Annotated in this window: 18 protein-coding genes and 1 tRNA gene; 10 read left to right on the top strand and 9 right to left on the bottom strand. The window is 69.1% G+C overall.

Annotated elements, in window-relative coordinates:
- Window positions 1–171: 171 nt before the first annotated feature.
- Window positions 172–1,086: a MazG family protein gene (locus tag A4R44_RS01395; protein ID WP_067575608.1), complete on the bottom strand. Its 915-nt coding sequence runs from the start codon at window positions 1,084–1,086 to the stop codon at window positions 172–174.
- Window positions 1,083–2,081 carry a hypothetical protein gene (locus A4R44_RS01390; protein WP_338080525.1) on the bottom strand — a complete coding sequence of 333 codons (999 nt, stop codon included), beginning with the start codon at window positions 2,079–2,081 and terminating at the stop codon, window positions 1,083–1,085. Before A4R44_RS01390 ends, A4R44_RS01395 begins: the two co-directional genes overlap by 4 nt.
- 81 nt (window positions 2,082–2,162) lie before the next feature.
- On the opposite strand from A4R44_RS01390, the gene A4R44_RS01385 reads away from it, so the two are divergent.
- Window positions 2,163–2,576 carry a hypothetical protein gene (locus A4R44_RS01385; RefSeq protein WP_067575606.1) on the top strand — a complete coding sequence of 138 codons (414 nt, stop codon included), beginning with the start codon at window positions 2,163–2,165 and terminating at the stop codon, window positions 2,574–2,576.
- A gap of 225 nt (window positions 2,577–2,801) precedes the next feature.
- On the opposite strand, the gene mfd is transcribed toward A4R44_RS01385, so the two are convergent.
- Window positions 2,802–6,380 carry a transcription-repair coupling factor gene (mfd, locus tag A4R44_RS01380; RefSeq protein ID WP_161269816.1) on the bottom strand — a complete coding sequence of 1,193 codons (3,579 nt, stop codon included), beginning with the start codon at window positions 6,378–6,380 and terminating at the stop codon, window positions 2,802–2,804.
- Between the two features lie 6 nt (window positions 6,381–6,386).
- On the bottom strand, window positions 6,387–7,328 hold the full coding sequence (locus tag A4R44_RS01375; protein ID WP_067576515.1) for an LLM class flavin-dependent oxidoreductase: 942 nt from the start codon (window positions 7,326–7,328) through the stop codon (window positions 6,387–6,389).
- An 87-nt stretch (window positions 7,329–7,415) separates the two neighbouring features.
- Between A4R44_RS01375 and A4R44_RS01370 the strand changes: the two genes are divergently transcribed.
- Window positions 7,416–8,192, top strand: a complete 777-nt coding sequence (locus tag A4R44_RS01370; protein ID WP_067576513.1) for a helix-turn-helix transcriptional regulator — start codon at window positions 7,416–7,418, stop codon at window positions 8,190–8,192.
- On the opposite strand, the gene A4R44_RS01365 is transcribed toward A4R44_RS01370, so the two are convergent.
- Window positions 8,170–8,676, bottom strand: coding sequence for a DedA family protein (locus A4R44_RS01365; RefSeq protein WP_067575605.1), 507 nt, complete (start codon window positions 8,674–8,676; stop codon window positions 8,170–8,172). The genes A4R44_RS01370 and A4R44_RS01365 overlap by 23 nt on opposite strands.
- Entirely contained in the window at window positions 8,648–9,337 is a 690-nt protein-coding gene (locus A4R44_RS01360) for a methyltransferase domain-containing protein (protein WP_338080526.1), read from the bottom strand. The genes A4R44_RS01365 and A4R44_RS01360 overlap by 29 nt, the downstream gene beginning before the upstream one ends.
- 86 nt (window positions 9,338–9,423) lie before the next feature.
- Between A4R44_RS01360 and A4R44_RS01355 the strand changes: the two genes are divergently transcribed.
- From A4R44_RS01355 to A4R44_RS01345, 3 genes are read left to right on the top strand one after another with little or no spacing between them, the layout of a single operon-like run.
- Window positions 9,424–10,524 carry a sensor histidine kinase gene (locus A4R44_RS01355; RefSeq protein WP_067575604.1) on the top strand — a complete coding sequence of 367 codons (1,101 nt, stop codon included), beginning with the start codon at window positions 9,424–9,426 and terminating at the stop codon, window positions 10,522–10,524.
- Entirely contained in the window at window positions 10,521–11,174 is a 654-nt protein-coding gene (locus A4R44_RS01350) for a response regulator transcription factor (RefSeq protein WP_067575603.1), read from the top strand. The genes A4R44_RS01355 and A4R44_RS01350 overlap by 4 nt, the downstream gene beginning before the upstream one ends.
- A gap of 18 nt (window positions 11,175–11,192) precedes the next feature.
- Window positions 11,193–12,344 (top strand): sorbosone dehydrogenase family protein, encoded by a 1,152-nt coding sequence (locus A4R44_RS01345; protein WP_095213141.1) that lies wholly within the window; start codon window positions 11,193–11,195, stop codon window positions 12,342–12,344.
- A gap of 2 nt (window positions 12,345–12,346) precedes the next feature.
- Here the strand turns inward: A4R44_RS01345 and A4R44_RS01340 are convergent, their stop codons facing one another.
- Window positions 12,347–13,063 carry an SDR family NAD(P)-dependent oxidoreductase gene (locus A4R44_RS01340; protein ID WP_067575602.1) on the bottom strand — a complete coding sequence of 239 codons (717 nt, stop codon included), beginning with the start codon at window positions 13,061–13,063 and terminating at the stop codon, window positions 12,347–12,349.
- A gap of 30 nt (window positions 13,064–13,093) precedes the next feature.
- On the opposite strand from A4R44_RS01340, the gene A4R44_RS01335 reads away from it, so the two are divergent.
- The 3 genes from A4R44_RS01335 to A4R44_RS01325 are packed head-to-tail and all read left to right on the top strand — an operon-like array spanning window position 13,094 to window position 14,416.
- The gene (locus A4R44_RS01335; protein WP_067575601.1) at window positions 13,094–13,627 is read left to right on the top strand and encodes a MarR family winged helix-turn-helix transcriptional regulator; all 534 of its coding nucleotides are present in this window, start codon (window positions 13,094–13,096) and stop codon (window positions 13,625–13,627) included.
- Window positions 13,628–13,637: 10 nt separating this feature from the next.
- Window positions 13,638–14,036 (top strand): NUDIX domain-containing protein, encoded by a 399-nt coding sequence (locus A4R44_RS01330; protein WP_067576511.1) that lies wholly within the window; start codon window positions 13,638–13,640, stop codon window positions 14,034–14,036.
- Entirely contained in the window at window positions 14,036–14,416 is a 381-nt protein-coding gene (locus A4R44_RS01325; RefSeq protein ID WP_067575600.1) for a VOC family protein, read from the top strand. The genes A4R44_RS01330 and A4R44_RS01325 overlap by 1 nt, the downstream gene beginning before the upstream one ends.
- 4 nt (window positions 14,417–14,420) lie before the next feature.
- Here A4R44_RS01325 and A4R44_RS01320 read toward each other — a convergent pair whose 3' ends face one another.
- Together A4R44_RS01320 and A4R44_RS01315 are read right to left on the bottom strand one after the other, a co-directional pair.
- On the bottom strand, window positions 14,421–15,011 hold the full coding sequence (locus A4R44_RS01320) for a TetR/AcrR family transcriptional regulator (RefSeq protein WP_033288150.1): 591 nt from the start codon (window positions 15,009–15,011) through the stop codon (window positions 14,421–14,423).
- Between the two features lie 139 nt (window positions 15,012–15,150).
- Entirely contained in the window at window positions 15,151–16,110 is a 960-nt protein-coding gene (locus tag A4R44_RS01315; protein ID WP_067575599.1) for an acyl-CoA desaturase, read from the bottom strand.
- Between the two features lie 197 nt (window positions 16,111–16,307).
- Between A4R44_RS01315 and A4R44_RS01310 the strand changes: the two genes are divergently transcribed.
- Window positions 16,308–16,379: transfer RNA gene (locus tag A4R44_RS01310), tRNA-Gln, on the top strand.
- A gap of 90 nt (window positions 16,380–16,469) precedes the next feature.
- Window positions 16,470–18,149, top strand: coding sequence for a diguanylate cyclase (locus A4R44_RS01305; RefSeq protein ID WP_067575598.1), 1,680 nt, complete (start codon window positions 16,470–16,472; stop codon window positions 18,147–18,149).
- The last annotated feature ends 25 nt before the right edge of the window (window positions 18,150–18,174 follow it).

Here is an 18,174-nt window from a genome sequence, read left to right as displayed (position 1 = left end):
CACGGCACGGCACGGCACGGCACGGCACGGCACGGCACGGCACGGCACGGGCGACGATCGCATCAGGCAGCGAGGAAAGCAAGCCTCGCACCAGATCCCCAGGCGAAAAGATCCCGCCAGCCGCCCATCACGCCCTCGCCGCGGGAACCCGAGCAGCGCAGCGAAACCGGCTCAGGCCGAGGGCCAGAACTTCCGCCAGCCTTCAGCTTCCAGCGTCGCCGGTTCGACCCCGGCCCGCCGAGCGGACGTCTCCGCGGCGCGGATGTCGCGGGCGAACTGCTTCGCCACCGCCCTCAGTTCGCCTTCGGGATCCAACCCGCCCCGGCGGGCGGTGGCCGCCGTTCGGAAGAGCTGGGCGGGGGCCGAGGAGTCCTGCGGGAACAGGTCCAGCGGGATCCCGGCCCGGCCGCTGCGCTGGCCCAGTTTTCCGGCCAGTGCGACCGCGGGCTGGCCAAGCGCGACGCCGTCCACAATGGACTTGCGTTGCTTCTCGGCCTGCTTCAGCTCTTCCCACTTCAGTTCCTGGTGCTCGGCCGAGGCGATCCGGGCCGCGTCGGCGAAGACGTTGGGGTGGCGGCCTACCAGTTTGTCCACCAGGTCGCTGGCTACGTCGTCGATGGTGAAGGGCGCACGGCCGTGTTCGGCGGCTACGCGGGCGTGGAACAAGACCTGAAGGAGGACATCGCCCAGTTCCTCGCGCAAGGCCGCGCGGTCGTTGTCCTCGATGGCTTCCAGCAGTTCGTACGTTTCCTCGACCAGGTACTGCCGCAGGGATTCGTGCGTCTGCCGGGCGTCCCACGGGCAGCCGCCCGGCGAGCGCAGGCGGTCCATGACCTCGACCGCTTCGACGAGCGGGGGTACAGGGGTTTCGATCAACCGCGCACCGGCGGCGAGCATGGCGGCCGCAGTCGGTTCGGTGCGGGAAGCGGCGAGCAGCACGATGTCCGCGAAGGACTCGCCTGCCGGTGGGACACCGAACTGCGCGGGGTCGACGTCGGTCGCGGCGTACACGGCACTGGTGCGAAGCAGAGGCAGAGCAGCTGCGGGCAGGGTCGCGCCCCGGACCAGGACTACGGTGCCGGTCACTGCTGCGCCGGGGCACCGCCGTGCAGCGGCACGGCCACGCCCGTCACCTCGGCCGCGCTGGGGGCGAGGTTCATGCCGACTGCGTCCCACACTCCGTAGCGCGGGTTGATTTTGAAGTTCACGCTGCCAACGTACGGCTGGAGCATCCGCACGCCGATCGCGCCCAGCTGAGCCGCGGTCGGCTGCTGGACCTGGTCGGTGGCGACTTTCGAGTCCGTCGTCCGCTTCCGCACCACGGCGGTGACCCACCAGGTCGGCGCGCTCGCCGGGTTCGGCTGGAACGCGATCGCGGTGTTCGCGGGCACGCCGAACAGCACGGTCGCGGCGTCCTGCGGCGACGAGAGCGCGGGAGCCTGCTGGCCCACGTTGCCCTGCGCGCCGCTCTGGATGTCGGCCTGGATCTTGCCCGGGTCGCTCGCGTACTCCTCAGCCTTGGCGATGGCCTGGCTGCGCGCGGCCTTCGGGTCGATCGACGGGGCCTGGCTCTCCGAGGTCGGCGCGCCGATGCTGGTGTAGTCGAAGTTCACCGAGAGCGTCGGCAGGTACTTCAGCGCGATCCGCTGCTGCAGGTACTGATCGGTGATGGCCTCGCGGTGATCGCGCAGCCGCCAGACGAGCTGGGTGACGGCCGCGGACTGGTCCTGCGTGACCGACTCGGGCACCGGCGAGGCGAGCGGATCTTGTTGCATGGCCTCGCTGACGGTGGCCTCGTCGACGGAAATGCCTTCCTTGCGCGCGGCCTTCACGACGACCTCGTGCAGCAGCGTCTGCCGCACGATCTCGCGCCCGACGAGGTCGAGCTGGTGCCGCGAGGCGAGCTGCCGGGCATACGGCTGCTCCTGCACGGCGCGGTCAAGCAGCGCCTGAACCTGGTCGATGGTGGTGACCTGACCGTCGACGACCGCGGCCATGCCCACCTGACTGGGGCCGGCACCGCATCCGGCGAGGAGGAAAGCTCCGGCGAGAACGGCGCCCAGCGCACGGCGGCGCCCCATGATCCGCATCACAGGGCCTACCCTCTCACATGGCCTCGAAACGCAACACCATCGAGGCATCCAGCGGGCTATTGTCGACATATGGACTCTTGGTTGTCGATCGAAGTCCTCGACGGGGCCTTCGCGGCGAGCGCGTGGCAACGTGCTCACGGCGACCGTCTGACCGAGGCCGCGCTGACCAACGGCGCCGAGCAGTGGACGTGGCACGTCCATCGCTGGGGTGTGACGCTGGAGATCGAGTTTTCGTCGGAAGAGAAACGGGATCGCTTCCGGCGCCTGCCCGCGGTGACCGCCGCTCTCGACGCGGTGCCGGATCCGGAACGCGGCTTGCTCGTGTACCCGGGCCGCGGCGGCGGTTCAGGCGCCCGGGTTCCGCGGCGGCCACGGCCGTTGCCGATGTCTGGGTGCGGCGCGCTGCCCACGCCGCAGGAGGAAGTGTCGCTGCGGCTGGCCACGGCGCAACCGCCGGGGTTTGAGGTCTGCTCGACGGGCTGAACCACCGCTTGGTCACGGAGGGCACGCCGTGGCCAAGGGAAACGGCAGAACCTCGCCAGGGAAGCCGCCGCGAGCACCGGTTTCGTGCGGCAGCAGCGTGGCCGTTACCGCTCAGGTTAGGTCCGCGGCGGCGGTTCAGGAGCCCGGTACCTCGCCATCGGGACCGCCGCGAGCACCGATTTCGTGCGGTACCGGCGACGGCCCAGGCGAGGTACGCCGCAGCGCTCACACCGCCGCTGGCGTTTTCGTCAGCTGCGCCAACAGCTTCGTGCACCAGTCGAGCAGTTCCTGGTCCCGCAGCACCGGCGCGCCCATCCGGCCTCCCGCCGGGCCTTCGGTCGGTTTCGGCACCGACACCGTGTTGGTGACCGCCTTGTACAACGCCTTGGGGTACAAGCGTTTCAGCCGCACCAGCTGCGAGTCCATCAACGGCAGCGGCGCGAACCGGATCGTGTTGCCCTGCACCGCGACCTCGGTGACGCCCGCGGCGCGGCAGGTGTGCCGGAACGCGGCGACCGCGAGCAGGCGGGTGACCGGGGCGGGCGGCTGGCCGTAGCGGTCGACCAGTTCCTCGCGTACCGCGTCGAGGGCCGCGGTGTCCGGGGCTGAGGCGATCTTGCGGTACGCCTCCAGCCGCAGCCGTTCGCCGGGGACGTAGTCGTGCGGGATGTGCGCGTCTACCGGCAGGTCGACGCGGACTTCGGCCAGTTCCTCGTCCTCCGCCGGTTCCGCGCCCGCGTGCCGCCGGAATGCCTCGACCGCTTCGCCGACGAGCCGGACGTACAGGTCGAATCCGACGCCCGCGATGTGCCCGGACTGTTCCGCGCCGAGGATGTTGCCCGCGCCACGGATTTCGAGGTCTTTCATCGCGACCGCCATGCCCGCGCCGAGTTCGGTGTTCTGCGCGATGGTGGCCAGCCGGTCGTGCGCGGTCTCGGTGAGCGGCGCTTCCGGCGGGTACAGGAAGTACGCGTACCCGCGTTCGCGGCCGCGCCCGACCCGGCCGCGCAGCTGGTGCAGCTGGGCGAGACCGAGCATGTCGCCGCGTTCCACGATCAGTGTGTTGGCGTTGGAGATGTCCAGGCCGGTTTCGACGATCGTGGTGCACACGAGGACGTCGTACTCGTTCTCCCAGAAGCCCTGGATGATCTTTTCGAGCTTGTCCTCGTTCATCTGCCCGTGCGCGGTGACGACGCGCGCCTCCGGCACCAGCTCGCGGATCCGTTTCGCCGCCTTCTCGATCGACGACACCCGGTTGTGCACGTAGAACACCTGGCCGTCGCGCAGCAGCTCGCGCCGGACCGCGGCGCCGACCTGCTTGTCGTCGTACGCGCCGACGTAGGTCAAGATCGGGTGCCGGTCTTCCGGCGGGGTGAGGATGGTCGACATCTCGCGGATGCCGGCCAGCGACATCTCCAGCGTGCGCGGGATCGGCGTCGCCGACATGGTGAGCACGTCGACGTGCGTGCGCAGCGCCTTGATGTGTTCCTTGTGCTCCACGCCGAACCGCTGTTCCTCGTCGACGATTACGAGGCCGAGGTCCTTGTAGCGGACGCCGGTCTGCAGCAGCCGGTGCGTGCCGATGACGATGTCGACCTCGCCGTCGGCGAGCTGTTCGAGGGTCCGGTCCGATTCCGCCTTGTGCGTGAACCGCGAAAGGCCCTTGATGGTGACCGGGAACGACCGCATGCGCTCGATGAACGTGTTCAGGTGCTGCTGGGCGAGCAGCGTGGTCGGCACGAGCACGGCCACCTGCTTGCCGTCCTGCACCGCCTTGAACGCCGCGCGCACCGCGATCTCGGTCTTGCCGTAGCCGACGTCGCCGCAGATCACCCGGTCCATCGGGACGCCGCGCTCCATGTCCGACTTGACCTCGTCGATGGCCGCGAGCTGGTCGTTGGTCTCGGTGAACGGGAAGGCGTCTTCCAGCTCGGACTGCCACGGCGTGTCCGCGCCGAACGCGTGGCCGGGCGCGGCTTGCCGGGCGGCGTAGAGCTGCACCAGTTCGGCGGCGATCTCCTTGACCGCCTTTTTGGCTCGTGCCTTGGTGTTCTTCCAGTCCGAGCCGCCGAGCTTGTTGAGCGTGGGCAGTTCGCCGCCGACGTAGCGGGACACCTCGTCGAGCTGGTCAGTGGGCACGAACAGCCGGTCGCCGGGCTGGCCGCGCTTGGACGAGGCGTACTCCAGCAGCAGGTACTCGCGGGTCGCGCCGGCGACCGTGCGCTGCACCATCTCCACGAACCGGCCGATGCCGTGCTGGTCGTGCACCACGTAGTCGCCCGCCTTGAGCGCCAGTGGGTCGACCGCGCCGCGGCGGCGCGACGGCATCTTGGTGTTCAAGTCCTTTGTGGACGATCCAGCGGTGGCGCCGCGGCCGGTCAGGTCGGCCTCGGACAGCACCACGAGCGCGCGCTCCGGCGAGACGAAGCCCTCCGCGAGTCCGCCGCAGGTGACCGTGACGGCCCCGGCCGTCGGCACGTCGGCGAGCACCTCGACGTGTTTCGCCGGGACCTCGGCCGCCATCAGCTGCTCGACCGCACGGCTGGCGGTGCCCTGCCCGGCGACGACGAGCACGCCGGTGCCGCCCGACGCGAGATGCGCGCGCAGGTCGGTCATCGCGCGTTCCAGCTCGCCCCGGTAGGCGGGCGCGGGCTCGATGCCGACACGGTAGACGTCCGGGTCTTCGCTGGTCAGCTGGGTAAGCGTCCACCACGGGCGCTTCGTCTCCTGTGCGTGCGACGCGATCTCGGCCAACTCGCGATACGCCGACGCGCCGAGGTCGATCGGGGCCTGTCCGCCCGCCGCGGCGGTGGTCCAGGAGGCTTCGAGGAACTCCTGCCCGGTGCGGACGAGGTCGGCCGCGCGGGCGCGGATCTTCTCCGGATCGGCCAGCAGCACGTGGCTGCCCTCGGGCATCGAATCGGTGAGCAGGGCCAGTTCGCCCTCGCAGAGCACCGGGATGAGCGCCTCCATGCCCTCGACCGGGACGCCGCCGGACAGCTTGGTGAGCATTTCGGCCAGGTGCGCGTCGGCCTCGTACGTCGTGGCGAGCTCCGCCGCGCGCTCCTTGACGTCCGGCGTGAGCAGCAGCTCGCGGCACGGCGGCGCGGTGACCCGCTGGATCTCGCCGGGCAGCGAACGCTGGTCGGACACCGCGAACGCGCGGATCTCGCTGACCTCATCGCCCCAGAACTCGACGCGGACCGGATGCTGCGCGGTGGGCCCGAACAGGTCGAGAATGCCGCCGCGGACCGCGAACTCGCCGCGCTTCTCCACCATGTCCACGCGCGTGTAAGCCAGCTCGACAAGCCGTTCGAGCAGGTCCTCGAAGCTCTGCTCCTCGCCGACGACCAGATCGATCGGCGCGAGCGAGCCGAGCCCGGGGGCCATCGGCTGGATGAGGCTGCGCACGGTCGCGACCACGACCCGCAGGTCCTCGTCCCCGGCGTGCAGGCGGTGCAGCACTTCCAGCCGCCGTCCGACGGTGTCCGCGCGCGGTGAAAGGCGCTCGTGCGGCAGCGTCTCCCAGGACGGGAAGTCGGCCACGCGATCGGGGCCGAGCAGCGCGCCGAGCGACGCGGTCAGCTCGTCGGCCTCGCGTCCGGTGGCGGTGACGGCCAGCACCGGACGGCCCGCGCCGCCGCGCTCGGGGTCTTCGGCCAGCGCGGCGGCCACGAGCTGCCGTACGGCGACAGCGCCTTGCAGTTCGAGCAGCGGGGCGCCGGCGCGCTCGACAACGCCGCGCAGCGCCGGGTCGGGAAGGATGGCTTGGAGGAGTCCGGACAGTACAGCGTCGGTCACCATCCCAGCCTACGTCGCGGCACCGACAAGTTTTCGCTCCCCGGCGATCACCTCCGCCAACAGGGGCAGCTGCTGCTCGACCGCGCCGGGTTCCAGCGAGCCGACGCGCAGCAACACGTGCTCCGCTCCGGCCTCGGCGTATCGCCGCACCGTTGCCGCGACTTGCGAGATCGGGCCGGTCACGGTCGCCTGGATGGTGCTGATCTGTGCCAATGGCCGCCGGTAGGTCGCCTGTGCGTAGTCCTCCAGGACACGACGGCCGCGGCGCGGATCGGGGTCGACATAGACCGTCAGGAACAGCGACGGCGTGACCGTGCGATCGCTGGCGGCGCGGATCGTCGCGAGGCCGGACGCGTAATCCGCGGGGTCCGGCGGATACGGAAGCCAGCCGTCGTAACGCAGCGCGGTGCGGCGAAGCGCGGCCGGCGTCGCGCCGCCCAACCAGATCGGCGGACCACCGGGGCGCGCGGGCCGGACCGCTGGCGGCAGCCAGTCGTAGTGCAGGACCTTGCCGTGGAACGACTGCGGCTGCCCGGTCCACAGCTCGCGCCAGAGGGTGACGACATCGTCCAGGTGCGAGAACCGCGTCCGGAAAGCGACCCCGGCCAGCTCGAACTCCCGCTCGCTGAAGCCCGGGAAGCCCGCGCCGACGCCGACCGCCAGCCGTCCTTCGGAGATCAGGTCGACCGACGCTAGCGTCATCGCGGTCTGCACCGGATTGCGGTGTGCGGGCAGCAGTACGGCAGTGCCGACGGTGACGCGTTCGGTGGCCTGCGCGACCGCGGTGAGCAGGGTGAGCGGTTCGATCCTGGGCCGGGAAAGCGAGTCACCGGCCCAGATCGACGCGAATCCGAGCCGTTCGGCTTCACGGGCCAATGCGACGAGGGCACGCAGGGTGCCGCCTGCTTCGAGCTGTGCCTGTCCGGCAGGAAGAAGAAGTCCGAATTCCACGCCGTCGACGATCCAGCGCGGGGTGCCGTCCGGCAATTCCCTCCGGGGAATGGCCCGGTGCCGGAAAGCTCGGCCAGAATCGCGCAGGTGCCCACTTCGTTCGCCGACGCCTTGCGCGACGCCCGTTCCCGCCGCCGGCTCAGCCAGCTCGACCTTGCGCTGAAAGCCGGGACGACGCAGCGCCACGTCAGCTTCATGGAGCGCGGCCGCTCGCTGCCCGGCCGGGGCATGGTGGTGCGGGTCGCCGAGGCGCTCGGCCTGCCGTTGCGCGAGCGCAACGCCTTGCTGCTGGCCGCCGGATACGCGCCGGTCTACCCCGAAACCCGGCTGGACGACCCGGCGCTGACTCCGGTGCTGGAGTCGCTGCGCGCGCTGCTGGCCGGGCACGAGCCGTACCCGGCGCTGGCCGTGAACCGCTACGGGGATCTCGTCGCGTCGAACGACGGCTTCGACCTGCTCACCGAAGGCGTCGCGGCAGACCTGCTGGAACCGCCGATCAACGTGCTGCGGCTGGCGTTGCACCCGCGCGGAATGGCGCCGCGGATCCAGAACTTCGCCGATTGGGCGCAGCACGTGCTCGAACGCCCTCGCCGCGGTCTGGCGCACGGACCCGATCCGCGACATCAGGCGTTGCTGGACGAACTCACCGGCTACCTGCCGTCGCCCGGCGAACCGTCCGGCGACCATCTCGGATTCGCCGTGCCGTTGCAGTTGTCCAGCTCGGCGGGCGAACTGCGGCTGCTCACCGCGATCACGCAGTTCACCACCGCGGTCGACGTGACGGTCGCTGAGCTGAGCCTCGAAACCTTCCTTCCCGCTGACGCTTCGACCGCGGAACTGCTCAAGGCGCGACCCACCCGGTGACCTGCCCCATCGTCAGCTCGACGCCCGCCCACAGCACTGCCGCGCACAGGCTTCCGACGAAGAAGCGTCGGTACGGCAGTCCGGCGGAACCGGCGACGCGCGGCACCAGAGTGCGTACGCCCGCGAGGCAGCGCCCCAGGACAACTGCTGGCACGCCATAACGCGCGACGGTCGCTTCAGCCTTGTCCCACTTCGCTTCGCCAATCCGCTGCCCGACGCGCGACCGTCGCAGCTTCGGACCCCACAGTCGTCCCTCCCAATACGCCAACTGGTCCCCCGCTAACGCCGACGCGACACAGACTGCGAGCGCTGGCCACAGCTGTAAAGTCCCACGCTGCACAAGGAAACCCATGAGCAGCAAGGTGGACAGCGTCGGCAGCACGATGCCGGGCAGCAGCGCTGTCTCGGCCATGATCACCAGCGCACAGATCAGGTAGACGAGCGGCACGGGAGCGTCAAGAAGTGGCTGAAGCAGGCTGTCCATAACGGTCCAGTCCCGACCGCACTGGCAAGGCCGCGCGGTACACGTACGCCGGCGGCAGGTTCCGCCAAACCACACTGGTGCGTTCGACGACCGCGAAGCGACTTCGCAGCAGCCGTGCGAACCGCCGCGCTGGAGGTGTCCAGGCGGTGTGCGCGTACGCGAAGGTGGTGAAGCGGCCTTGTGGAGAAAGCACTTCGCAGACGGCATTCAGCACCGCCGTCTGTGGCGCAGCGTGCATGGCTGTCCACGGCAGGCCAGAGACGACCACGTCGACCGGCATCGTCACATACGCGGCGACGTGTTCCGCAGAACCTTCCGCAACGTGCAGCGACGGGAAGCGCTCGCGTAGCTCCTGTACGAGGTGCGTGTTGATTTCTATCGCCGTGAAATGCGCGTCGCGCTGAAGCATGCGAAGCAGCACTTCGGTGAATACGCCCGTTCCTGACCCTAGCTCCACGACGCTGTGCGCGCTTTCGACGCCCAGCCCGGCAGTCATCACTCCGGCCAGCCGTGCCGAACTCGCCGCGATCGCGCCGGTGCGCATCGGATGCCGGAAGAACTCCCTGGTAATCGACATGTTTTCGACGGTAGGAAGAGCCTTGGTCGGCGGGGATCGGCTCGGCCGGCAGAAAAAGTCGTCCGCTCGGAGGACCACAGACATCCTCCGGAACGACGCGCGCGACGACAGTTCCGCGTTAGGTTCTTCTCGTGCGTCGATTGGTTCCATGGCTACGCAGACAGCAGTGGATGCTGGATCTGCCGCTGTACGCCGTCTTCGTCGCTCTCGGCCCCAACGTCGCCAATCAGCGAACCTGGCAGCTAGAGATGATCCCGACGGCGTTCCTGCTGCCGCTGCTATTTCGCCGTCGCTTCCCGCGCACAGTCGCGGTACTGATTCTCATCGGGGTAGCTGTCGTCTACACGAACGGAGTGTGGGCACACGATCGTGGCCGTAGTGACCTCGCCATGGCAGTGGTTCTGTACACGCTCGTCAAAGCCGGTGACAGATGGTTCATCGGTTTCACAGCAGCAGCCGTCGGGCTCGACGCTTTGTGGGGATTCACCTGGGGTGTCAACACCCTGAACCCGACGCTCACCATCTTCGGCCCGCTGCCGTTGTATTTGGCGGCCTGGGCACTCGGCGCGTTCGTCCGCGCGAAGGAGCAACTGGCCGAAGAAGAACGACTAAGAGCGGAACTGGCGGCGTCCGAGGAACAAGCCCACAGCCGCGCTTCAGTCGCCGAAGAGCGCACACGGATCGCGCGCGAGCTTCACGACGTACTCGCGCACAGCATGAGCGTGATCGTCCTGAACGCCGAAGGAGCGAAGCTCGCACGCCATCACGATCCAGACGCTGTCGACCGTACGCTTGACACCATCAGCAAAACCGGCCGTTCCGCGCTCGCCGAACTACGGCGGCTGTTAGAAGTGATGCATGCTGGCGAACCCGCGCGCGCTCCGCAGCCGACGCTCGACCAGTTGCGCACACTCGTCGCGCAGTCCGGCCGCGACATCACGCTCGAAGTCGACGGCGACATCGCCGACCTGCCCGCCGGCGTGGCGCTTCAGGCGTACCGCATCGTCCAGGAGGCCTTGACCAACATGCTCAAACACGCGCCGCCCGACGCGACCGGCCGGGTCCGGGTCGTCTTCGCCGGTCCGGAAATCCACGTCGAGGTGACGAACTCCGGCGGACGGCAACCGGTCGCGGCGGGACTGCCCGGGTCCGGGCGCGGGCTCGTCGGCATGGCCCAGCGCGTCGCGATGTACCACGGCAGGCTCGAAACCGGCGCGCTGCCGGACGGCGGCTACCGCGTGTCGGCCACCCTGCGGACGGACGCCGCATGACGTCCGTGCTGATCTGCGACGACCAGGAACTCGTGCGCGTCGGGCTGCGGATGATCGTCGACAGCCAGCCCGACCTGGAGGTGGTCGCCGAGGCGGGCGACGGCGCGGAAGCCGTCGAACTCGCCCGTGCGCGACGGCCGGACCTCGTGCTGATGGACGTCCGGATGCCGGTGCTCGACGGCGTCGCGGCCACCGCGCAGATCTGTGCCGAACTGCCGGACACCTCGGTCCTGGTGATCACGACCTTCGACCTCGACGAGTACGCCTACTCCGCGCTGCGCGCCGGGGCCAGCGGATTCCTGGTCAAGGACGCTCCTTCGGACGAGATGCTGGTGGCGATCCGCGGCGTGCTGCGCGGCGACGCGATGGTGTCGCCGTCGGTCACGAAACGCCTGCTCGACCGCTATCTCAGCGCGCACCGGACGCCGCTGGACGAGCAGAAACTGGAGACGCTGACCGAACGCGAGAAGGACGTGCTCGGCCTGATCGCGCGCGGACTGTCGAACACCGAGATCGCCGGGAAGCTGTTCATCGGCGAGACGACGGTGAAGACGCACGTCGGCCGGTTGCTGAACAAGCTCGGGCTGCGGGACCGGGTGCACGCGGTCGTGTTCGCGTATGAATCCGGATTGGTACGTCCCGGCGGCTGAATCGGGCATGCTGGACCTATGCGTCTCGTCGCGTTGCTCGCCTCCGTCCTGCTGCTCGGTGCCTGCTCGGCGGCACCAGCGAGTGCCCCGGCTGAGCCGGAGCGGGGCCGGTTCGCCGTGCAGGAGGTCGCGGACGGCCTCGAACACGCCTGGGACGTCGCCTTCCTGCCCGATGGTTCGCTGCTCGTGCCGCAGCGGCCCGGCAAACTCGCGCTGGTCCGCGACGGCCGGACGGCCGACGTGCGCGCCGATTTCTCCGACGTCCTGGTGCAGGGCGAAGGCGGCCTGATGGGCCTGGTACTGGCGGCGGACTTCGCGACCTCGCGCGAGTTCACCACCTGCCAGACCCACCAGGAAAACGGCCGCGCGGTGGACGTCCGGCTCGTCACCTGGCGGCTCGCCGACGACGGCGCGAGCGCGGCGAAGGTGCGCGACCTGCTGAGCGGTCTGCCGGTGAACCCGAGCGGACGCCATTCCGGTTGCCGCCCGACGCTCGCTCCCGACGGCGCACTGCTCGTCGGCACCGGTGACACCGCGCGGTCCACGGTCGCGCAGGACCGGCACAGCCTCGGCGGCAAAGTGCTGCGGATCAACGCGAAGACCGGGGAACCGCTGCCGGGCAACCCCTTCTTGCCCTCTTCTGACCCGAACGAGCGCAGGATCTACACCTACGGTCACCGTAACGTGCAGGGCGTCGCGATCCGGCCGGGCACCGGTCAGGTGGTCACCTCCGAACACGGACCGGCGTTCGACGACGAGGTGAATCTCCTGCGGCCGGGCGGGAACTACGGCTGGGATCCGTCGAAGAGCGGCACTGACTCCAGCTACGACGAGAGCGTGCCGATGACCGACACCAAACGGTTCCCGGACGCGGTTAGTCCATTGTGGACCACCGGGCAGATCACCGAGGCGACCAGCGGCGACGCCTTCCTCACCGGCAAACAGTGGGGTGCGAACGAAGGCGCGCTGGTCGTGGTCGCCCTGAAGGGACAGAAACTCCTGCTGCTGCACCTGGACGCGGCCGCGAAGGTCACCGGAGTCACGCTGCCAGCGGAATTCAACGACAAATTCGGCCGATTGCGCGCGGCCCGAAGCGGACCGGACGGCTCGCTGTACGTGACGACTTCCAACGGCAGCAACGACAAAGTGCTGCGCGTGACCCCCAGCTGAGGTCAGCCGACGTACGCGCCGCCGTTGACGTGCACGACCTGACCGGTGACGTGCCCGGCCTCCGGGGAAGCCAGGAACCGCACCACTTCGGCGACATCCTCCGGCTTGCCCGCGCGTTTCGTCATCGTGTTCTCGACCAGCCGCTCCTGGCGTTCGGCGGAGAGCTTCCCGCGGAAGAATTCGGTGTCCACGATCAATCCGGGAGCGACGATGTTCGCGGTGATCCCGCGCGTCCCGAATTGCCGCGCGGTTTCGGTATTCCACACTTCCACCGCGGCTTTCGCCCAGCCGTACGATTCGGCACCGGTGCGCCCGGCGATCGAACCGATCGTGACGATCCGGCCGTTGTCGGCCAGTCGCTCCTTCAGCGCCGTGGTCACCAACGCGGCGCTGAACAGGTTCGCCCGGAGGTTGGCCGTCCAGGCAGCGTCGAGCGCCTTCAGGTCCCGCCCGCCTTCAAGCAGGAAATCCGTGTTGCCGCCGGCGTTGTTCACCAGCACGTCGATCCGTTCGGGCAACTGGTCGCGCGCCGCCTCGACCGCCTCGGGATCGCTCGCGTCGAAGCTCACCGCACGCGCGCCGAGCAGCGTCGCCGCCTCGGCGAGCACGTCCTCGCGCCGCCCGGTGATCGTGACCTTCTCGCCCGCCCGGACCAACGCCGCGGCGATCGCGTACCCGATTCCGGTACCGCCCCCGGTTACTACTGCTTCCCGTTTCATCCCACGTCCTTTATTGCTAAAGTACCTCTTGTGGACGACGGTACCGGCGGCGGGGAAAACCCGTCAAGCGACGAGGTGGACGAGATTCAGCGGGCGTGGCTGCGGGAGCGGCCGGGCACGCCGGTGTCGTCCATCGGCGTGATCACGCGGATCTGGCACATCGCGAAACTGCTGGAGGACGACCGGCGCGCGACGATGCTCGAACTCGGAATGGACGCCTCGACCCGCACCCTGCTCAGTACGCTGCGCCGGACCGGGCCGCCGTACCGGCTCAGCGCGGGCGAACTCGCGAAACGCTGCCGGGTCAGCCCCGGGGCGATCTCCCAGCAAACCGCGCGCGCCGAACGCGACGGTCACGTCCGCCGGGTGAAGTCCACTTCGGACCGTCGCGGGGTATACGTCGAGCTGACCGAGGCCGGCCATGAGCTGATCGAGCGAACCGTCGGAGATCTGCTGGAACACGAGGAAACCTTGGTGTCCTCGCTGTCCTCGGCGCAGCGCGATCAGCTCGCCGATCTCCTGCGCATCCTGCTCGCGGACCTGGACCGGCGCGCACGGAGGTAGGGTGGCTGACATGCCCACCATCGACAAAGTCGCCTGGCTGCACGTGGTCGACGGCAAGCTGCTCGCCGCGCGCTCGGCAGGCAAGGACACCTGGTACCTGCCGGGCGGGAAACGCGAGGAGGACGAGTCGGACGTCGAAACTCTGGTCCGGGAGATCGCCGAGGAACTGAGCGTGACACTGGATCCGGCTTCCGCGCAGCTGGCCGGAACCTGGGAAGCGCAGGCGCACGGCAAAGCGGACGGCGTCGTGGTGCGGATGACCTGCTACACCGCGAAGTACACCGGCGAGCTGAAGCCGAGCAGCGAGATCGAGTCGTTCGGCTGGCTTGCCCACGCAGATCGCGACCGGGTGTCCGCAACGGTCCAGCTGATCCTCGACGACCTGCACGCACAAGGAAAACTGACCTGATGCTGCGGCTCGGAACCACAGTGCTCGGAGTCGCCGACGTCGAACGCGCGAAACGGTTCTGGTCCGAGGCGCTCGGACTCGTCGAAGACCCGGAATGGGCGAGCGCGACCTGGCGGACGCTGGCTCACCCCGGCGGTGCGCACGCACTCGGGCTCATGCGAAGCGAGTCGCCCGCCGAACCCATGCCGCGGCTGCACCTGGACCTCTACACCGACACCGCGGCCGAACAGCGCGCCGAGGTGGAACGGCTTATCGGGCTCGGCGCACAACGGGTCGACTGGGAGCATTACCCGCCCGAGCCGGACTTCGTCGTCCTCGCCGACCCGGACGACAACCTGTTCTGCGTCGTCGATCTGAGCAACGCGCCGTCCGGCAGCTGAGGACTCAGCCGAGCAACCGGGGCTTGTTTTCCAAGTGCGACAACCCGTTCCAGGCAAGATTCACCAGATGCGCGGCGACCTCGTCCCGTTTCGGCTTACGTGCGTCCAGCCACCACTGCCCGGTGAGCGCGACCATGCCGACCAGCGCCTGCGCGTAGAGCGCGGACAGCTTCTCCTCATACCCGCGCGCGGCGAACTGCTGCGCGAGGATGTGCTCGACCTGGCTGGCGATGTCGTTGAGGACAGTCGAGAAGGTGCCGGTGGAGCTGGCGACCGGGGAATCGCGGACCAGAATGCGGAAACCGTCATGGGAATCCTCGACGTAGCTCAGCAACGCGACGGCCGCCTGCTCCAGCATCACTCGCGGGTGTCCACCGTGGAGGGTCGAGACCATCCGGTCGAGCAGCAGCTGCGTCTCCCGGTCGACGACGACGGCGTAAATGCCTTCCTTGCCGCCGAAGTGCTCGTAGACAACCGGTTTGGACACGTTCGCCCGCGCGGCGATCTCCTCGACCGAGGTGCCGTCGAAACCTTTCTCGGCGAACAAAGCGCGTGCCACGTTGAGCAACTGCTGCCTGCGCTCGCTGCCCGTCATGCGCACCCGGGGGACCGGTACGGCCGGCCGCGCGCCGGTGACCGCTGCTTCTCGTTTCGCCCGTCGTCTCCCCGCCATTCACCGCAGGGTAGTCGTGCGTGGCAATCCCGGTTCGCACCGGGATTGCCACGCACGAGTGCTACTTGCCCTCAGCCGCGATCCGAGCCAGCCGCTGCGGAGTCGGCCACCTGACGTCGTGCACCCAGCCGAACTTTTCGAACATCCAGATCAGCCGCGCCGACATGTCGATCTGGCCGCGCTTCACGCCGTGCCGGGCCGAGGTCGGGTCGGCGTGGTGCAGGTTGTGCCAGGACTCGCCGAAGGAGAAGATCGCCAGCGGCCAGAAGTTCGCCGAACGGTCGCGGGCGGCGAACGGGCGTTCGCCGATCATGTGGCAGATCGAGTTGACCGACCAGGTCACGTGGTGCAGCACGCACACGCGGACCAGGCCCGCCCAGAAGAACGCGGTGACCGCGCCCCACAGCGACCACGAGATCAGGCCGCCCAGCAGCGCCGGTCCGAACAGGCTCACCAGCGACCACAGCCAGAACAGGTCGTCGACCTTGCGAATGGCCGGATCTTTCACCAGATCCGGCGCGAACCGCGCCTGGTTGCTCTGGTCCCGGTCGAACAGCCAGCCCATGTGCGCGTGCCAGAAACCCTTGGCGATGGCCAGCGGCGAGGTGCCGTACGCCCACGGCGAATGCGGGTCGCCGTCGCGGTCGGAGAACGCGTGATGGCGCCGGTGGTCGGCCACCCAGGTGATCACCGGGCCCTGCAACGCGATGCTGCCCGCGATCGCCATCACGACGCGCAGCCACGGCTTGGCCTTGAACGAACCGTGCGTGAAGTAACGGTGGTAGGCGACGGTGATGCCCAGCCCGCTGATCCCGTAGAACACGACGAAGAGCGCGACGTCCAGCCAGGTCAGCCCCCAGCCCCAGGCGAACGGAACCGCGACCAGCAGCGCCACGATCGGCAGCAGCACCCCGAAGTACACCGACAGCTGAACGCCGATCCCGCGTTGTCCGTCGATGATCGGCTTGGGGCCCTTCGGCGGGTCGCCCGCTGACTGAGAACGATCGAGGGTGGCCGTCATGCGCTCACTTCTTTCCTCTCACAACCCCTTGCGAAGGGTGCCCTTACCTACGGTGTCGTAAGTTACGGTACAGGAGGTTTCCGGCGCTGTGGAGGCCCGAAAAGTCCGATTGCCTGACCCCTGGGACGGCCCTGTGGCGCACGCCTCCCCCTCCTGGCGCCCCCGTCCTCGATCATCGCTATCCTGACCTGGACCGATCCGCCGTAGTGTAATCGGCAGCACTTCAGATTTTGGTTCTGACAGTTCAGGTTCGAATCCTGGCGGCGGAGCTGCACATCCGGCGAGGGCGATGGGAGTGGGGGCGGCTGAGCGAGGAACCGAGCGACCCCGCGGGCGCCCGTCGCCCGACCCTGGTCGAGATGTCGGACGCGTGGCTGGTCGGGCGCGCGCGGGAACTCATCGCGGCCGTTCAGCGCCAGGAGCACGAAAACCAGCTCGAAATCGTCAAGATCATGGACGAGCTGCTTGAGGAGACCCTGCGCCGGGGGGAGCCCACGCTCGTCGCCCAGCTGCTGCGCGCCTCCGCGTTCTCCCGGCTCGTCACCCGCGGTCTCGCCGCTGAAGCGGAGCCCCGCCTCGACGAGATGCTCGCGCACACCCGGCGGCACGGCCTGTCCCTGCTGCGCGCGGACGCGCACGCGCTGCGCGGGCGCCGGCTGGTGCTCGCCGCGCAAGAGGACGCCGCGCTCACCGAGATCGCCCGCGCGCTCGCGATCCTCGACGATTCCACGATCCCGGACCGCCAGATCGGCGTCCGCAACTGGAACCGCATGCAGTCGATGGCGCTCATCGACTGCTGGATAGTGCTCAACCAGCTCGGCGTTTACGAGGCCGCCGAAGAGGTGATCGGCCGCGCGCACCAGGCGATCCGGGAAAGCGCGAGCCCGCACGAGATCACCCTGCAGCTGATGAACCGGGTCAAGATGCTGCTCGGCTGGGGACTTCGGCTCGAACGGATCGAACAGTACGACGAATCGGCGGAGAAGTTCCGCACCGCCGCGTCGATGGCGGTGGCCGCCGAAGGCCCGTTCGCCGAATCGCTGTTCCCGCGCAAGATCGGCGTGTCCGCGGTCGACCAGGTCGGCGTGCTGGCCGCGGCGCTCGCGCTGCCCGACCCGTCGGCCGAGCACGTCGAACGGCTGCAAGGCATGCACCTCGGCCACCACTATCCGCACGAGCAGGAACTGGTCGCGATCGCGCTGGCCCGCTGTCTCGACGCGGCCGGCCGCCGCTCCGACGCGCTGCAGGTGCTGCGCGAGTCCCGCGACGTGCTGGCCGAGGACGTCTCGCAGCCCTCGATGCGGCTCACCCTCTCCCGCGAGCTCGCCCGGCTCGACCCGGAGGCCGCGAGCCAGTCGCTGATCGACTACGCGACCGCGCTGGAAACCGAAATGTGGGCGCTGCGGGAATCGCAGATCGCCACGCTGAACGCGCGCCGCGAGCATGAACGGCTTTCCGCCGAGCACGGCGCGATCACCCAGCAGGCACTGCAGGATCCGCTCACCGGTCTGCCGAACCGCCGCGCGCTCGACGAACGGCTGCGCTCGCTCGCGTCGTCGGCGGACGCCCAGCCGCTCGCGGTCGCGCTGGTCGACCTCGACGGGTTCAAGGGCGTCAACGACAAGCAGTCGCACGCCGAGGGCGACAACGTTTTGCGTGTTGTCGCAAGCACTCTGCGCGACGCTCTGCGCGGCGACGACGTGGTGGCCCGCTACGGCGGGGACGAGTTCATCGTGCTGCTGCCCGGCGCACCGGCGTCAGCGGCGAAGATGGCGCTCGGCCGCGCGGCCAAGTCGGTCGCGACGCTCCCGCATCACCTTTCGCACGGTGTGACGTTGTCCATTGGCTTGGTGTCGCTGCGTCCGCAAGAGCGGGCCGAGCAGGTGCTCGCGCGCGCAGATGCGGCGATGTACGAAGCGAAACGCGGCGGTGGCAACCAGGTGGCGTCGGCCAACTCGATGGCAGGCGACGGCATGGGCGGCTGGCCTGGGGAAACGGCTCCGACCGACCCCGCGTGGAGCGCTGAGGACCCCACGTAGGATCGTTGGTGCTCGTCAACGCACC

This window comes from Amycolatopsis sp. M39, assembly GCF_001651785.1.
Taxonomy (GTDB): Bacteria; Actinomycetota; Actinomycetes; order Mycobacteriales; family Pseudonocardiaceae; genus Amycolatopsis; species Amycolatopsis rubida.
The sequence above is the reverse complement of the archived record's forward strand: the minus strand, read 5'-3'. Positions and strand labels throughout refer to the sequence as shown.

Excerpts from the sequence above, each read along its gene's own strand:
- A4R44_RS01385 (WP_067575606.1), top strand. The coding sequence starts at position 2,163 with ATGGACTCTTGGTTGTCGATCGAAGTCCTCGACGGGGCCTTCGCGGCG.
- A4R44_RS01365 (WP_067575605.1), bottom strand. The coding sequence starts at position 8,676 with ATGGACAGCCTGCTTCAGCCACTTCTTGACGCTCCCGTGCCGCTCGTC.
- A4R44_RS01320 (WP_033288150.1), bottom strand. The coding sequence starts at position 15,011 with ATGACGGGCAGCGAGCGCAGGCAGCAGTTGCTCAACGTGGCACGCGCT.
- mfd (WP_161269816.1), bottom strand. The coding sequence starts at position 6,380 with ATGGTGACCGACGCTGTACTGTCCGGACTCCTCCAAGCCATCCTTCCC.
- A4R44_RS01390 (WP_338080525.1), bottom strand. The coding sequence starts at position 2,081 with ATGGGGCGCCGCCGTGCGCTGGGCGCCGTTCTCGCCGGAGCTTTCCTC.
- A4R44_RS01325 (WP_067575600.1), top strand. The coding sequence starts at position 14,036 with ATGCTGCGGCTCGGAACCACAGTGCTCGGAGTCGCCGACGTCGAACGC.
- A4R44_RS01355 (WP_067575604.1), top strand. The coding sequence starts at position 9,424 with ATGCTGGATCTGCCGCTGTACGCCGTCTTCGTCGCTCTCGGCCCCAAC.
- A4R44_RS01340 (WP_067575602.1), bottom strand. The coding sequence starts at position 13,063 with ATGAAACGGGAAGCAGTAGTAACCGGGGGCGGTACCGGAATCGGGTAC.
- A4R44_RS01330 (WP_067576511.1), top strand. The coding sequence starts at position 13,638 with ATGCCCACCATCGACAAAGTCGCCTGGCTGCACGTGGTCGACGGCAAG.
- A4R44_RS01305 (WP_067575598.1), top strand. The coding sequence starts at position 16,470 with ATGTCGGACGCGTGGCTGGTCGGGCGCGCGCGGGAACTCATCGCGGCC.
- A4R44_RS01345 (WP_095213141.1), top strand. The coding sequence starts at position 11,193 with ATGCGTCTCGTCGCGTTGCTCGCCTCCGTCCTGCTGCTCGGTGCCTGC.
- A4R44_RS01360 (WP_338080526.1), bottom strand. The coding sequence starts at position 9,337 with ATGTCTGTGGTCCTCCGAGCGGACGACTTTTTCTGCCGGCCGAGCCGA.
- A4R44_RS01350 (WP_067575603.1), top strand. The coding sequence starts at position 10,521 with ATGACGTCCGTGCTGATCTGCGACGACCAGGAACTCGTGCGCGTCGGG.
- A4R44_RS01315 (WP_067575599.1), bottom strand. The coding sequence starts at position 16,110 with ATGACGGCCACCCTCGATCGTTCTCAGTCAGCGGGCGACCCGCCGAAG.